The organism is Nioella sp., assembly GCF_964229645.1.
Classification (GTDB): Bacteria; Pseudomonadota; Alphaproteobacteria; order Rhodobacterales; family Rhodobacteraceae; genus Nioella.
Window position 1 is genome coordinate 1 of record NZ_CAXREX010000330.1, and the last position, 14,206, is coordinate 14,206.

Genomic DNA, 14,206 nt, shown 5'->3' on the forward strand with positions numbered 1-14,206 from the left:
CATGATTGATCGGCAACTGCGTGCCATTTGCCAAGAGTTGCGCGTAGATCGCACAAACCAGCGCATGAAACGCAGAAAACCCCGCCTGTGCCTAGCGGGGTTTCTTCAGGAACTGGAGAGAGGCGATGGGCTAGCCCGCAATCTCTTTGGTGGCGTCGGCAGCCGGGGCCGCCCCCGTATCAGGCGCCTCATGGTTTAGGGGGGCCGCCCGGCCCCGGTTCATCATCGCGCGCTCCCTACTCAGGCGCGCGGGAAAAATCAAGGGTGAGTTGCCGGATTCGGGTTATTCGGCGGGCTCTTCGGGGATGGCGTCGGGATCGACGGGCTGCTCCACGGCTTCGACCTCTGCGGCCAGTGCCGCTTCGGCTGCGGCGGCGGCCTCTTCGTCTATCGAGAACCACTCCGGGTTCTGCAGCATCCACAGCTGAATCCGCCGTGCCGCGTTGCGGGCCAGAACCTGCATCTGCTCTTCTCGCGTGCGTGCAAGACCCGATCCGATCAGGAATGTTTCCGGGGCCGCGCCTTCGAAGATCGTCATCTGCTCGGGCTCTTCATGCAGCTTGGCCTGAAGCTCGTCATCCCAGACATTCGCACTGATCACCAGGATCGAGCGAGGTTGCAGAACCAGCGGCACGCCCGGAGGCGCCAGCGCGTAGGCGTCCACATGGACACCGATGTGATAGAGCCGATCACCCTCGTAAGCCCCGAACCGCCGGTCGATCTCGGCGGTCAGGACGTCGATCCATTCCTCGGCGGTGGCACTGCGCGACGGCGGCACTTGCTGGATGTTGTCCGCGACCACGATGTTATAGGCCAGTTGGAAATCGCCCATGTCGGGCAGTTCTTCTTCCAGCGGATCGGTGGCAGCACAGGCCGACAGGACCAGGACAAGGCCCAGAAGGACGAAACGGGACAGGGCGCGCATAGGCTCCTCCTTGGTGGCAGCCTGACCGCAATAGCGCAGCCGTGCGGCCCGCGCAATCAGCGCTAACCGACTGTCGAAAGATCGGCGGGAAACCGTGGCCTAGCTGCAAATGCTCCGCAATGCCTGCCATTCGGCATCACTGAGCAGGGGCTGGCCAGACGACGTCGCGCCAGCGGCCTGCGCATTGGCGGCCCGTTCCAGCATCTCGGGATGGGTCGAGAAATGCCTCATGACCCCCATATCTCCGCCACCCGGCAGGTCGTTCATGCGATTGAACATGTCACCAAGCGCAGCGGCCGACAGGCCCGCGCGCGACAACTGTCGATGGGCGAAGGCATCTGCGGCCAGTTCCGCCTCGCGGCTGTGGCTGCTTTGCAGGTAGCGTTGCGTCAGACCCGCCGCGCCCGATGCACCGATCACATCCCCGAAAAGGAGCCCAGCAATGCCGAAGGACCCGACCATGCGCAGGCTCGTGCGGGTGCTGTCGCGATTTGCAACATGGCCGATTTCGTGGGCCAGAACCGCGGCCACCTCGTCGGGCGTGGCGGCAAAGTCGATGAGCCCGCGGAACACGGCGATATGCCCACCCGCAAAGGCGAAGGCATTGATCGTCGGATCATCGACCACGTGAACGGTCAGCGGATAGGGCAGGTCGAGCCCGGTCGAAAGCCGTTCGGTCATCCGGACCAGGGCCACTGATCCCTCGCCGCCCTTGCACTCGCGCGCCTCCATCGCCGCAAGCGTGCGTTCATATGCGCTTTGGCCAAGCGCCAGTTCCGCCTCGGGCGGGATGAGATCGGCCCCGATATCCGCCGTCCGGGGCACCAGCACGAAGAGAATCGCGGCAATCGCGGCAAGGGCCGCAACGGCCAGCGCGGCGATCTTGGGCCAGGCCCCGCGCGACCCCGACAGGGGGCACAGCTTCGGGCAGGCGGCAAGGATCTGACGGGCCGAGTCCCGATCGCGGATGATCAGGCGCGCGGGGTCGCCATCGGTCCGGGCCAGGACAAGGGCGTCCTGGGTGGCCTGGTCGGGCACCAGCCGCAGTTGCGAGAGACGCCAAAGCTGAACCGCATTCGTCTGCAAATTGCGCAGTTCCAGCGCGATCTGGCGGCCATCACCCTGCAAACGCATCGACACGCGCTGCAAGGCCGGGCGAACCCCGTCGAGATATTCCGCGTAGGCCAGGGCCAGGTTGGACGCGAAGTCCGCGTTTCTGGAAAAGGTCTGCATCAGAAGGCCGCTCCCACATCGAGGGCCTCGGAAAATCCACCTGCGTCACGGCCGTCTTCCCGCGTGCGCTGGCGGATACCCCGCAACAGCGCGGGCTCTTCGACCACGAACGTTTCGGCAACATGGCGCACGCTTGGGAACACCACGAAGACCTGGCGGAACACGCTGAACAGGATGAAGACCGTCAGCCAGGTCAGCACAGCGATGAACGCTGCAAGATTGGGCGGCGGATTGAACAGCGTGTCGCGCGTCACCTGACCGGCGAAATACAGCGCGCCGACAACCAGACCCAGCACCACCGGCGACACGAAGCTGACCAGGAAACCTGACAGGATATTGCCAAAGATATGGATGCGCAGCAGCGTGCGCGTGCGGGGATAGAGGTCAAACTCCATCCCGTCGCCCAGCTCTTTCAGGCCCGCCAAGGCCCGCACCGAAGCCACGCGGAAATAGATTCCGCCAAGCCCTGCGAGGGGCAGGGTTATCAGCATCCACCACAGCCAGGCCACGTTCCCGGTCAACAGGCTCTGCGCCACGACCCCGATCGTTCCCCAGATCCCGAGGAAGAACGGTATGGCCAGGCCATACAGCATCAGCCCGTTGCCATGCTGGCGAAACCGCGCGGTTCCGTACCAGCTCCGGTCGGTCAGGTATTTTTCCAGCTGAAAGGTCTTGAGCGGCCAGAACAGGCCAAGCGTCAGAAGCGTCAGAAGCCAGTACATGCAGGCGCGCCAGGCATAGCCCCAGGCACCGGCATCCATCCCGAAACGAACCCCGAGCCAGCTGGTGCGCGACAGGATATAGCGCCGCGCCCGGTAGCGGGCGACGAAGACGACGGGGACAAGCGCGATCGGCGCACAGGCCGCCGCGACCATCACGATGTCGGGTGCGCTCGTGGACAGGCGAACCGCCACGAACATGCCGGCGATGTTGACAAGGGCCAGGTAGCCGGCCAGCACGATCACCGCGACAAGGAAACCCATCAGCTTTTCCTGTGGCGTTCCGGTGTATTCGAACGGCATGCCACCGGGGCGCACCGACGACCAGTACCAGCGCCGCAGCCGGGTCTTCTGCCAGAAGCGGTAGATGCCAAGCGTCAGCACGGTCAGAAGACCGGTCCTGAGCGCCAGAGCAAAGAGATCACCTTTTTCGCCTGTAAATTCCGTTTTCAGCGCACTCATTCACACCATCACGTAAACCGATTGTCGCGGGGGAAGCCCCGGGGCGCCATGCGCCCGGTGCCGGCTCTCTTGCCTTCCCACTCGGTCAGATCGGTTTCGCAACGGGTGCGGCCGGCCGGGTCTTTCCAGCTCAGCCCTTCGGTGCGATTGAAGGTGCGGGCATCAGAAAGACCCCCGTCCTTGTATTTCTGCAGGCGCACCCCCTTGCCACGGCCCATCTCGGGCAGTTCTTCAAGCGGGAAGACCAGAACCTTGCGGTTCTCGCCCACGCAGGCGACGTGATCGTCGCCCTCGTTCACGCGGGTGCAGACCCGGGCTTTGACATCGCCCTTCACGTTCAGCACCTGCTTGCCTGTCCGGGTTTGTGCCAGCACATCGGTCTCGGGCACGACGAAACCGTCGCCTGCGGAAGAGGCGACCAGCAATTTCGCACCGGACTTATGCACCAACAACTCCACGATCTCGACCTCGTTGGGTAGGTCCACCATCAGGCGGACAGGTTCCCCCATACCGCGGCCTCCGGGCAGATTTGTGGCAGCAATCGTGTAAAATCTGCCATTGTTCCCGAAAAGAAGCAGCTTGTCGGTCGTTTCGGCATGCATCAGGAAGCGACCTTCGTCGCCATCCTTGTACTTGAATTCCCCATCCAGCGGCACGTGGCCCTTCATGGCCCGCACCCAGCCCATCTTGGACAGCACGATGGTGATCGGCTCGCGCTCGATCATCGCTTCCAGCGGCACGTCCTCGATCTCGCCGGCTTCGGCGAAATCGGTGCGGCGCTTGCCGAACTCGGTGCCCTTGCCGAACTGCTTGCGCATCTCTTTCAGCTCGTCGCCGATGCGGTCCCATTGCAGGCTTTCGCGCGCCAGAAGGTCGTCCAGTTCGGCGCGTTCCTCCATCAGGGCGGCCTGCTCTTTCAGCAGCTCCATCTCCTCCAGCCGACGCAAGCTGCGCAGGCGCATGTTCAGGATCGCCTCGGCCTGCACCTCGGTCAGTTCGCCCTCGCCGGGGGCCGGGCTGACGTAATCGGCCTCGGACGTGGCGCGGGGGTGCTTCAGACCCCATTCTTCGCGCATCAAGGCGGCTTTCGGGTCCTCGTCGTAGCGGATGATGTCGATCACCCGGTCGAGGTTGAGGAAGGTGATGATGAAGCCTTCCAACACCTCCAGCCGGTGGTCGATCTTTTCCATCCGGTGGGTCGAGCGGCGGATCAGCACCGCGCGGCGATGATCGAGGAAGGCGCGCAGCACCTCCTTCAGACTACACACTTTCGGCGTGCGCCCGTCGATCAGCACGTTCATGTTCAGGCTGAAGCGCGTTTCCAGATCGGAGTTCCTGAACAGCGTCCCCATCAGGATGTCAGGGTCCACGTTCTTGGATTTCGGTTCCAGCACGATGCGGATGTCGTCGGCCGATTCGTCGCGCACATCGGCAAGGATCGGCACCTTCTTGGTCTGGATCAGTTCCGCGATCTTCTCGATCAGCTTGGATTTCTGAACCTGGTAGGGAATTTCCGTGACCACGACCTGCCAGGTGCCCCGGCCCAGGTCCTCGGTCTCCCACTTGGCGCGCAGGCGGAAGGCGCCCCGGCCCGTGCGATAGGTTTCCGCCATGCTTTCGCGCGGTTCGACGATGACGCCGCCCGTGGGGAAGTCCGGCCCCTGGATGTAGTTCAGCAGCGTCTCGTCGCGCGCGTCGGGCGTCTTGATCAGGTGCAGGCAGGCGGCGATCAACTCGTCCACGTTATGGGGTGGGATGTTCGTCGCCATCCCCACGGCAATCCCGCTCGACCCGTTGGCCAGCAGGTTGGGCAGCGCGGCGGGCAGAACCTCGGGTTCTTGCAGGGTGCCATCGTAATTGTCGCGAAAATCGACCGCGTTCTCGTTCAGCCCTTCCAGCAGAACCTCGGCCACGGCGGTCATCCGCGCCTCGGTATATCGGCTCGCCGCCGGGTTATCGCCGTCGATATTGCCGAAGTTCCCCTGCCCGTCGACCAGCGGGTAACGAATGGTGAAATCCTGCGCCAGGCGCGCCATCGCGTCATAGATCGCCGCGTCGCCATGAGGGTGGTAGTTCCCCATCACGTCGCCCGAAATCTTCGCGGATTTCCGGAAGCCCCCGGTCGAGGACAGGCGCAGTTCCCGCATGGCGTAGAGAATCCGCCGATGCACCGGTTTCAACCCGTCACGCGCGTCGGGCAGCGCCCGGTGCATGATGGTCGACAGCGCATATTGCAGGTAACGCGAGCCGATCGCGCGGCTAAGCGATTCAGAGATTTCGCGGTTGTCGTCGGACATTGTCTGCTCGTTCATTTGGTATCTTTGATACGCGAAACCACAAGACAGGGTAAAGCGGGATATGTCGCCACGCTTGCGCGAGGCCGCATGAAACCCTACCCCTTTGCGCGACCGAACCCCAAGGGACGCAGACCATGCCCCGAAGTATCCTCATCACCGGCTGTTCGTCCGGCATTGGCCATCACTGCGCCCACGCCCTGCATGCACGCGGCTGGCAGGTCCTGGCCACCTGCCGCAAGCCCGAGGACGCAGAACGCCTGCGCGCCGAGGGGCTGACCTGCGGCGTGCTCGACCTTAGCGACACCGCCAGCATCGCGGCCGGACTCGACTGGGCGCTGGAACAGACCGGCGGCACGCTTGATGCGCTGTTCAACAACGGGGCCTTCGGCCTGCCCGGCGCGGTCGAGGACCTGCCCACGGACGGCCTGCGCGAGATCTTCGAGACCAACTTCTTCGGCTGGCACGAACTGACCCGCCGGGTGATCCCCGTCATGCGTGCACAGGGCCACGGGCGGATCGTGCAGAACAGCTCGATCCTGGGCTTCATCACCTACAAGTGGCGCGGCGCCTATGTCTCGACCAAGCACGCGCTGGAGGGGCTGACCGACACGATGCGGATGGAGCTGAAAGGCGCGGGCATTCACGTCGTCCTGATCGAGCCCGGCCCCGTCACTTCGAAGATTCGCGAAAACGCGCGCGCGCATTTCGAACGCTGGATCGACTGGGAAAGCTCGGGCCTGTCCGATCTCTACCGCTCGACTCTTCTCAAGCGGCTCTACGAAGACAAGGACAAGCCCGATGCCTTCGAACTGCCACCCGAGGCCGTGGCAAAGAAGCTCATTCATGCAATCGAGTCTGGTCGTCCGCGTCCCAGATACTATGTAACCGTCCCGACCCACTTCATGGGCGCGATGCGGCGGCTGCTGCCCACCCGCGCGCTCGACTGGCTGATCGACAAGGGCTGAGCCCAGGAAAGGACCGCCATGCTGGACATTCTCTTTATCCTCGCGCTGGTCGTGACGGTCGGGGTGGCGATCATCCTGCTGTTCGGGATCGGCAGCTTCACCCGCGGCGGCGAATTCAACCGCCAGAACGGCAACAAGATCATGCGCTGGCGCCTGGCCGCGCAATTCGTGGCGGTGATCCTGATCGCCGCCTATGTCCTGATCCGGGGCAACGGGGGCTGACATGGTTGTTCTGAACAAGATCTACACCCGCACCGGCGATGCCGGGCAGACCGCGCTTGGCAACGGGGCGCGCGTCGACAAGCATTCCGCGCGCGTCACCGCCTACGGCACCGTGGACGAGCTTAACGCCACGCTCGGCATGGCGCGCCTGCACACCGAAGGCGCGCTGGACGCGCAGCTGGCCATGATCCAGAACGATCTCTTCGATCTCGGGGCCGATCTCTGCCGCCCCGACATGGACAAGGACGCCGAGTCCGAATACCCGCCGCTGCGCATGATCCCGGCGCAGGTTGACCGGCTGGAGGCGGAAATCGACGCGATGAATGATCGTCTCGAACCGCTGCGCAGCTTCATCCTGCCCGGCGGCTCTGCCGCCGCTGCGCATCTGCACCTGTGCCGCACCGTCGCGCGCCGGGCCGAACGGCTTGCGGTCGAGCTGACGACGATGGAGCAGGTCAATCCGGCGGCGGTGAAATATCTCAACCGCCTGTCCGACTGGTTCTTCGTCGCCGCCCGCATCTGCAACGACGATGGCCGCGCCGACGTGCTCTGGGTGCCCGGCGGCAGCCGCTGATCCGGGCGAAGCCTTCCGACGCCGATCCGACACGTCATTCCCCAATTTGAAAAAAACGCGGCGTCCAATTGGCCAAACGCGTCGATTTTGACCTGTCATCGCGCGATTCGAAGCGGTAACAACCCCTTGATGAAGGATTGTCCGGGGCGAACCCCCCGGGGGCCAATACAGGAGAGACGTGGATATGAAGGTTCTTGTGCCTGTCAAACGCGTGATCGACTACAACGTGAAGGTTCGCGTGAAGGCGGACGGATCGGGTGTCGATCTTGCGAACGTGAAGATGTCGATGAACCCCTTCGACGAGATTGCGGTCGAAGAGGCGATCCGCCTGAAGGAAGCGGGCAAGGCCGAAGAGGTCGTGGCTGTCTCCATCGGCGTGAAGCAGGCGCAGGAAACCCTGCGCACGGCGCTGGCCATGGGCGCGGACCGCGCCATCCTGGTGGTGGCTGCCGATGACGTGCACACCGATGTCGAGCCCCTGGCGGTTGCCAAGATCCTCAAGGCCATCGTGGACGAGGAACCGCCCGGTCTGGTGCTCTGCGGCAAGCAGGCCATCGACAATGACATGAACGCCACCGGCCAGATGCTGTCGGCTCTGCTCGGCTGGTCGCAGGGCACCTTCGCCTCGGAAGTCGATATCGACGGCGACAGCGCCAAGATCACCCGCGAGGTGGATGGCGGCCTTCAGACCATCACCGTGAAGATGCCCGCCATCGTCACCGTGGACCTGCGCCTCAACGAGCCGCGCTATGCGTCGCTGCCCAACATCATGAAGGCCAAGAAGAAGCCGCTCGATGAAAAGACCGCCGCCGATTACGGCGTCGATGTCAGCCCCCGTCTCGAAATCGTCTCGACGACCGAGCCGGAGGCCCGTCAGGCGGGCGAAATCGTGGGCTCGGTGGACGAGCTCGTGGCGAAACTCAAAGAAGCGGGGGCCGTGTAATGGCTGTTCTTCTCCTTGCTGAAGTCACCGATGGCGAACTGGCGCTGGACGCGACCGCGAAGGCCGTCAGCGCCGCTGCGCAACTGGGTGACGTGACCGTGCTGGCCTGTGGCGCCTCTGCTGCTGCCGCTGGCGAAGCCGCTGCCAAGATCGCGGGCGTGGCACGGGTGCTGGTGGCCGAGGACGCTTCGCTTGGCCATCGCCTTGCCGAACCGACCGCCGCGCTGATCGTGTCGCTCGCGGGCGATTACGAACACATCGTGGCCCCTGCCACCACCGACGCCAAGAACGTGCTGCCCCGCGTGGCGGCCCTGCTCGACGTCATGGTGATCTCGGACGCCTCCGGCGTGGTCGATGGCTCGACCTTCGAGCGCCCGATCTACGCGGGCAACGCGATCCAGACCGTGAAGTCCTCGGATGCCAAGAAGGTCATCAGCTTCCGGACCTCCACCTTCGACGCGGCGGGCGAACAGGCTGCTGCACCGGTGGAAACCATCTCGGCCGCTGAAAACCCGGGCCTGTCGGAATGGGTCGAAGACAAGGTGGCCGCAAGCGACCGCCCCGAACTGACCTCGGCCGGCATCGTCGTGTCGGGTGGCCGTGGCGTCGGGTCCGAAGAGGACTTCAAGATCATCGAAGGTCTCGCCGACAAGCTCGGCGCCGCCGTTGGCGCCTCCCGCGCCGCGGTCGACTCGGGCTATGCCCCGAACGACTGGCAGGTGGGCCAGACCGGCAAGGTGGTTGCCCCCGATCTCTACATCGCCGTGGGTATCTCGGGTGCGATCCAGCACCTCGCCGGCATGAAGGATTCGAAGATCATCGTCGCGATCAACAAGGATGAAGAAGCCCCGATCTTCCAGGTCGCCGATTACGGCCTGGTCGCGGACCTCTTCACCGCCGTGCCGGAACTGACCGAGAAACTCGGCTGATCCGACACGCGACCTGAGCGCTTTGAAGGCCCGCCCTCACCGGCGGGCCTTTCTCATGACAGCCGCGCGGCCAGAAGCGCCGATACCCGGTCATGGTCCGAAGGCCCGGGCATCAACCGCGCAGCCTGCTCCTCGCCCCGTCCGTGCATCATCCCCCGCTCGCGCGGGGCACGCTGATCGGGGGGCAGGCAGCAGATCGTGACGCTGCTGACCATCGGCTCCAGCGCCGACAGCATCGCCTGGTCGACGAATAGCGGGTCGTCGCCCAGTTCCGCGCCCGGGGGCGGGCCATCTGCCGGTGCCCGACGCGATACCCACAACAGGTGCACGGGCACGTCGATCCGGCTCAGAAGCAGGCCCATCCGCGCCGACCAGGCCGCGCGCAGTTCCTCCACCACCACGGCGAAACGGTCCTCTGACCGGGCCTTGAGCGCGCTCAGCATATGGCGGGTAAAATGAAACTCGGTGAAATCGACCTCCCGGTAGATCGTGCGCATCATCGTCGAGGCTTTCACGAAGCGATCATTGCGGCGCGGATGCACCGTGAAGAAGCGGTTCGACAGGTTGGCGGCCCCCGGCACCTGCAACACCACCGCGCTGGCCTTCGCGAGGGCCGCCTTGATCGCTTCATCATGCAAGATCAGGTCGACCCCGGCATTGACCGCCCCCATGTTCACGACCGGCCGCCCGATGCGACGCGCCAGCCGATCCGGGAACGGATCGGTGACGAACTTGCCGAAGGTTTCAGACCCGCCCAGGCACAGCACCATGCCCTCCTCGAATCGGGCCTTCGGGCCCCGAAAAGTCATCGCCGAGCCCTCGTAGCGGCATGGCTTGTAGTCCAGGGCCTCCGGGCCCACGCGTGCAAAGCTCATCTGCTTGCTCCCCCGTATTTACGACTCACCCGGGGCCAGCCTGCGCCATGGCCATTGCCAAAAGGCTAAACCAACAAGTTGCGGTGATTTTTCGCGCAATTGGCCGTGGCGTTTGACCTTGTCTGCCCCCGCGCGACGCGCCTATGGTGCGCGCAGCATTCGGGCCGGAGGAACGGGACATGGACATTCAGACGATCGGCATCGTGGGCGCGGGTCAGATGGGCAATGGCATCGCCCATGTCTGTTCGCTGGCCGGCTATGACGTGCTGATGACCGATATCTCGCAGGACGCGCTGAACAAGGCGATGGCCCTGATCGACAAGAACATGGAACGCCAGGTCAGCCGCGGCAAGGTCAGCGCAGAGGACAAGGCCGCCGCCCTTGGGCGCATCAAGACCACGCTGAAGCTGACCGACCTGGGCCCCACCGACCTCGTGATCGAAGCAGCGACCGAGCGCGAGACCGTCAAGCAGGCCATCTTCGAAGACCTTCTGCCGCATCTCAAGCCGACCACGATCCTGACCTCGAACACCTCGTCGATCTCGATCACCCGTCTGGCCAGCCGCACCGACCGGCCCGAAAAGTTCATGGGTTTCCACTTCATGAACCCGGTTCCGGTGATGCAACTGGTGGAACTGATCCGCGGCATCGCCACGGACGAGGAAACCTTTGCCGCCTGCAAGGCCGTCGTCGACCGGATCGGCAAGACCGCGGCCACCGCCGAGGACTTCCCCGCCTTCATCGTGAACCGCATCTTGATGCCGATGATCAACGAGGCGGTCTACACGCTCTATGAAGGCGTGGGCAACGTGAAGTCCATCGACGAGTCGATGAAGCTCGGGGCCAATCACCCGATGGGGCCGCTGGAACTGGCCGATTTCATCGGGCTGGACACCTGCCTTGCCATCATGAACGTGCTGCATGACGGGCTGGCCGATACCAAGTATCGCCCCTGCCCGCTGCTGACCAAGTATGTCGAGGCTGGCTGGCTTGGCCGCAAGACGCAGCGCGGCTTTTACGATTACCGTGGCGAGGTGCCGGTGCCCACGCGCTAAGGCGCGGGCACAGCGTCAGAACCGCCGGTCCGGATCGCTCTTCAGCGCCAGTGTGTGGGCCCGCAGGTCGGCCATGAACTGGCGCGGGTTGCCGATGCGGCTTTCCCATTCATCGGGCGTGATCGCGTGCCCGATGACCGGGGCCTGTGGCTTGTCGAAGCTCTTTACCACTTCGTGCAGCAGCAGCCCCTGACGGATCACGGGCGAGACGCGGTTGGCGATCTGGTAGGCGCGTGAATTGGTGCCGGTGAAGAAGCAGGGCACCACCGTCGCGCCCGACTTCCGGATCAGCTTGGCAGTAAAGACGTTCCATTCCGCTTCGATCACAGGGCCGAACGCGGTTTCCGAGGTCGCCACGACACCCGACGGGAACAGCGCGATCAGCCCCTTTTCCTCCAGGTGCGCCATCGCCTGCGCGCGCATGCGGATCATCTCGCGCTGCGCGTCGGGCTGGTGCGGGAAAGGGACGGCGATCATGTAGCTCGCGGCGCTTTCGTCGATCCCGGTCAGCAAGGAGCGGGTCAGGATGCGGTAATCGTCGCGGCGTCGCCCGATAAGATCGGCCAGGATCATCCCGTCGACCAGCCCATGCGGGTGGTTCGCCGCGAATATGACGGGCCCATCCGTTGGAATGCGCTGCAATTGTTCTTGGGGTGTGCGCAGCTCGATCCCCATCGCCGCCATGGTCGCGGGCCAGAAGGCCTGCCCCTTGGGGGCGCCCATGCGCTCGAAGCGGCGCACCCGGCGCACGATCGTGGCCTTGCCCGTCATCCATTCCATCAGGCGAATGACGAAGGCCCGCATCGGTGCGTCGAAGGAATTGGCATAGGTCAGGCTGCGCCGGTCATAGACGACCTCGGGCGCTGCTACCGTCTGCCGGGCCTCAGCCCGGTCGCTATCAGTCGTGACGTCGGTCAAATGGTCCCTACCCCGTTTGCCACGCCAGCAGTCTACATCCCTTCGCCGAACTTGTCTGCAACAAGGGCTGCAAGCGCTTCCATCAGCGGCCCGGCCTCCGGTCCGCTCGTCTCGACTTCAATAGTTGTTCCCTGGGAAGCTGCCAACATTAAAAGCCCCATTATCGAGTCTCCTGCTGCGCTAAGCCCGTCCTTGTAGACGGTTGCCGTGGCGTCATGGCCTTCCACGACCTCCACGAACTTGGCCGAGGCCCGGGCATGCAGCCCCTTCATGTTGACGATTTTCAGCTCTCGCCTGGTGCTGTCACTCATTCCGGGGCTCCGTCGAAACTGTTGATGTAGCGGCGGCCGGCCTCTGCGGCGCGGGATACGGCCTCGTCCACGGGCAGGTTGCGCGACTTGGCCAGCTTGACCAGCATCGGCAGGTTCACTCCCGTCAGGATCTTGCGGTTCACGGGGCGGCAGGCGCGCAGCGACAGGTTCGAAGGCGACCCGCCGAACATGTCGGTGACCACAACGACGCCGTCGCCGCTATCGACCGCGTCGGCCGCATCGCAGATCTCTCGCTGGCGGCGGGTGCGGTCGTCTTCGGCGCCGATGGAAATGGCAATCATGCCGGGTTGACGCCCGACAACATGTTCCACCGCTTTCTGCAACTCGCGGGCCAGTCCCCCATGTGCCACAATCACGATGCCGATCACGTCTTGTTTCCCTGGCCCGTTACGGGGCGCGCGTTGCGCTCCGACGTTCGATTTCCCTGTGCCTCTTAGACACCTGCCACCCCGCTTGCGCAAGATGGGCGGCCAGTTTTTCGGTCACGGCGACCGATCGGTGTTGCCCGCCGGTGCAGCCGAACGCCACCGTCAGATGCGCCTTGCCCTCGTCGCGATAGGCCGGCAGCAGCGTTTCGACCAGCCGCGTGACCTGTTCCAGGAACGGGGCAAAGCGGGAATCGCCCGCGATGTAGTCGACCACCGCATCGTCGCGGCCATCGAGGCTGCGAAGGCTCTCGTCCCAATAGGGGTTGCGCAGGAACCGGCAGTCGAAGACGAGGTCAGCGCCCGTGGGCAGACCACGCTTGTAGCTGAAGGACTGCACCGAAAGGGCCAGCTGTTGCTGGCCACCCGGTGCGAACCAGCGCTGCACCTCGGCCCGCAATTCGTGCGGGGTCATTTCCGACGTGTCGATCAGGATACCCGCGCGCGCGCGCACCGGTGCCAGCAGATCCTGCTCCATCTCGATCCCCAGGATCGGCCGATCTTCGGGGGCGAGCGGATGGCGCCGCCGGGTTTCCGAGAAGCGCCTCACCAGGACCTCGGTCGCGCAATCGAGATAGACGAGATCGGCCAGGAAGGATGGATCGGCGGCCAGCCGGTCTACCGCCGCGATCAACGCCTGTGCACTGTAGTCGCGGTTGCGCGGGTCGGTGCCCAGAACCAGCGGGCGGGCGGGCGGCGGCCCGTCCAGAAGCCGAGGCAACAGGCTAAGTGGCAGGTTGTCGATTGCCTCGAACCCAAGGTCCTCCAGCGCCCGGATCGCCGTCGTGCGGCCCGCGCCGGACGGGCCTGACACGAAGACCACCCGCGCGGCCTCTTCCCCCCGTGTCTGGTCTTCCTGTTCCATGTCACCCCTTGTCCATGCGTCCGCCGGACAGATACTGCCAGATCGCGGGCGCAAGGAAAGGGTGTTCTCGACCCAGCACCACTGGCACCGCGCCACCCGGGGCCTGCGCCCGTCGCTGCGGGGGCAGGCGGTCGGGTTCTGACCGGCCAAGATCGACGACCAGGGACAGCCGGGCCTCGCGCAAGGGGTCGACCCCCAGAAGGCCGATGCCTCGGGCCTCGATCATCGGGCGGGCTTCGTCGGGCCGCTCCATGCGGAGATCAGCGGTGATCCACACCCCGTCATCGGCCACAAGCCCGGCGCCATAGGCCATCATCTCCAGCGCGAGGCGGGATTTTCCACTGCCAGAGGGCCCGAGCAGCAGCACCGCGGCCCCGTCACGCGCAACGGCAGTGCCCCGGCAGAACAGCCGTCCGTCGGGTGCGATCTCGCCGAAATCCGTGAGGTGAAGATCGAAATCCGCCAAG

15 protein-coding genes and 1 pseudogene are annotated in these 14,206 nt (G+C 64.7%); 6 read left to right on the top strand and 10 right to left on the bottom strand.

The features are described from left to right. Positions 1–283: 283 nt before the first annotated feature. The 4 genes from ACEQXV_RS20955 to ACEQXV_RS20970 form a co-directional block, all read right to left on the bottom strand. A complete protein-coding gene (locus tag ACEQXV_RS20955; RefSeq protein WP_370254739.1) occupies positions 284–925 on the bottom strand; it encodes a hypothetical protein in 642 nt (213 codons plus the stop codon). A 99-nt stretch (positions 926–1,024) separates the two neighbouring features. Beyond that, positions 1,025–2,158, bottom strand: coding sequence for a M48 family metallopeptidase (locus ACEQXV_RS20960; RefSeq protein ID WP_370270810.1), 1,134 nt, complete (start codon positions 2,156–2,158; stop codon positions 1,025–1,027). Next, complete coding sequence (locus ACEQXV_RS20965; protein WP_370270811.1) at positions 2,158–3,339, bottom strand: DUF898 family protein; 1,182 nt, start codon at positions 3,337–3,339, stop codon at positions 2,158–2,160. The genes ACEQXV_RS20960 and ACEQXV_RS20965 overlap by 1 nt, the downstream gene beginning before the upstream one ends. Positions 3,340–3,347: 8 nt before the next feature. Continuing rightward, positions 3,348–5,651, bottom strand: coding sequence for a DNA topoisomerase IV subunit A (locus tag ACEQXV_RS20970; RefSeq protein ID WP_370254746.1), 2,304 nt, complete (start codon positions 5,649–5,651; stop codon positions 3,348–3,350). 119 nt (positions 5,652–5,770) lie between these two features. On the opposite strand from ACEQXV_RS20970, the gene ACEQXV_RS20975 reads away from it, so the two are divergent. The 5 genes from ACEQXV_RS20975 (at position 5,771) to ACEQXV_RS20995 (ending at position 9,269) form a co-directional block, all read left to right on the top strand. Then, complete coding sequence (locus ACEQXV_RS20975; protein ID WP_370254748.1) at positions 5,771–6,601, top strand: SDR family oxidoreductase; 831 nt, start codon at positions 5,771–5,773, stop codon at positions 6,599–6,601. A gap of 18 nt (positions 6,602–6,619) precedes the next feature. Next, positions 6,620–6,823, top strand: coding sequence for a twin transmembrane helix small protein (locus ACEQXV_RS20980; protein WP_370254750.1), 204 nt, complete (start codon positions 6,620–6,622; stop codon positions 6,821–6,823). A gap of 1 nt (position 6,824) precedes the next feature. After that, a complete protein-coding gene (locus ACEQXV_RS20985; protein ID WP_370270813.1) occupies positions 6,825–7,397 on the top strand; it encodes a cob(I)yrinic acid a,c-diamide adenosyltransferase in 573 nt (190 codons plus the stop codon). A 184-nt stretch (positions 7,398–7,581) separates the two neighbouring features. Then, the gene (locus ACEQXV_RS20990; protein WP_370270828.1) at positions 7,582–8,340 is read left to right on the top strand and encodes an electron transfer flavoprotein subunit beta/FixA family protein; all 759 of its coding nucleotides are present in this window, start codon (positions 7,582–7,584) and stop codon (positions 8,338–8,340) included. Further along, positions 8,340–9,269, top strand: a complete 930-nt coding sequence (locus tag ACEQXV_RS20995; protein WP_370270814.1) for an electron transfer flavoprotein subunit alpha/FixB family protein — start codon at positions 8,340–8,342, stop codon at positions 9,267–9,269. Before ACEQXV_RS20990 ends, ACEQXV_RS20995 begins: the two co-directional genes overlap by 1 nt. Positions 9,270–9,322: 53 nt before the next feature. Here ACEQXV_RS20995 and ACEQXV_RS21000 read toward each other — a convergent pair whose 3' ends face one another. Then, entirely contained in the window at positions 9,323–10,144 is an 822-nt protein-coding gene (locus ACEQXV_RS21000) for a DUF6473 family protein (RefSeq protein WP_370270815.1), read from the bottom strand. Positions 10,145–10,323: 179 nt separating this feature from the next. Between ACEQXV_RS21000 and ACEQXV_RS21005 the strand changes: the two genes are divergently transcribed. After that, positions 10,324–11,199, top strand: a complete 876-nt coding sequence (locus ACEQXV_RS21005; protein WP_370251784.1) for a 3-hydroxybutyryl-CoA dehydrogenase — start codon at positions 10,324–10,326, stop codon at positions 11,197–11,199. Between the two features lie 15 nt (positions 11,200–11,214). Here ACEQXV_RS21005 and ACEQXV_RS21010 read toward each other — a convergent pair whose 3' ends face one another. The 5 genes and pseudogenes from ACEQXV_RS21010 to ACEQXV_RS21030 form a co-directional block, all read right to left on the bottom strand. Next, positions 11,215–12,117 (bottom strand): lysophospholipid acyltransferase family protein, encoded by a 903-nt coding sequence (locus ACEQXV_RS21010; RefSeq protein WP_370251786.1) that lies wholly within the window; start codon positions 12,115–12,117, stop codon positions 11,215–11,217. A 32-nt stretch (positions 12,118–12,149) separates the two neighbouring features. After that, positions 12,150–12,428, bottom strand: coding sequence for an HPr family phosphocarrier protein (locus ACEQXV_RS21015; protein WP_370251788.1), 279 nt, complete (start codon positions 12,426–12,428; stop codon positions 12,150–12,152). Then, positions 12,425–12,817, bottom strand: a complete 393-nt coding sequence (locus tag ACEQXV_RS21020; protein ID WP_370251789.1) for a PTS sugar transporter subunit IIA — start codon at positions 12,815–12,817, stop codon at positions 12,425–12,427. The genes ACEQXV_RS21015 and ACEQXV_RS21020 overlap by 4 nt, the downstream gene beginning before the upstream one ends. Next, a pseudogene (gene rapZ, locus ACEQXV_RS21025) lies at positions 12,814–13,739 on the bottom strand (RNase adapter RapZ). The gene ACEQXV_RS21020 and the pseudogene rapZ overlap by 4 nt, the downstream one beginning before the upstream one ends. A 1-nt stretch (position 13,740) precedes the next feature. After that, positions 13,741–14,205: an HPr kinase/phosphorylase gene (locus ACEQXV_RS21030; protein WP_370251790.1), complete on the bottom strand. Its 465-nt coding sequence runs from the start codon at positions 14,203–14,205 to the stop codon at positions 13,741–13,743. Position 14,206 lies beyond the last annotated feature (1 nt).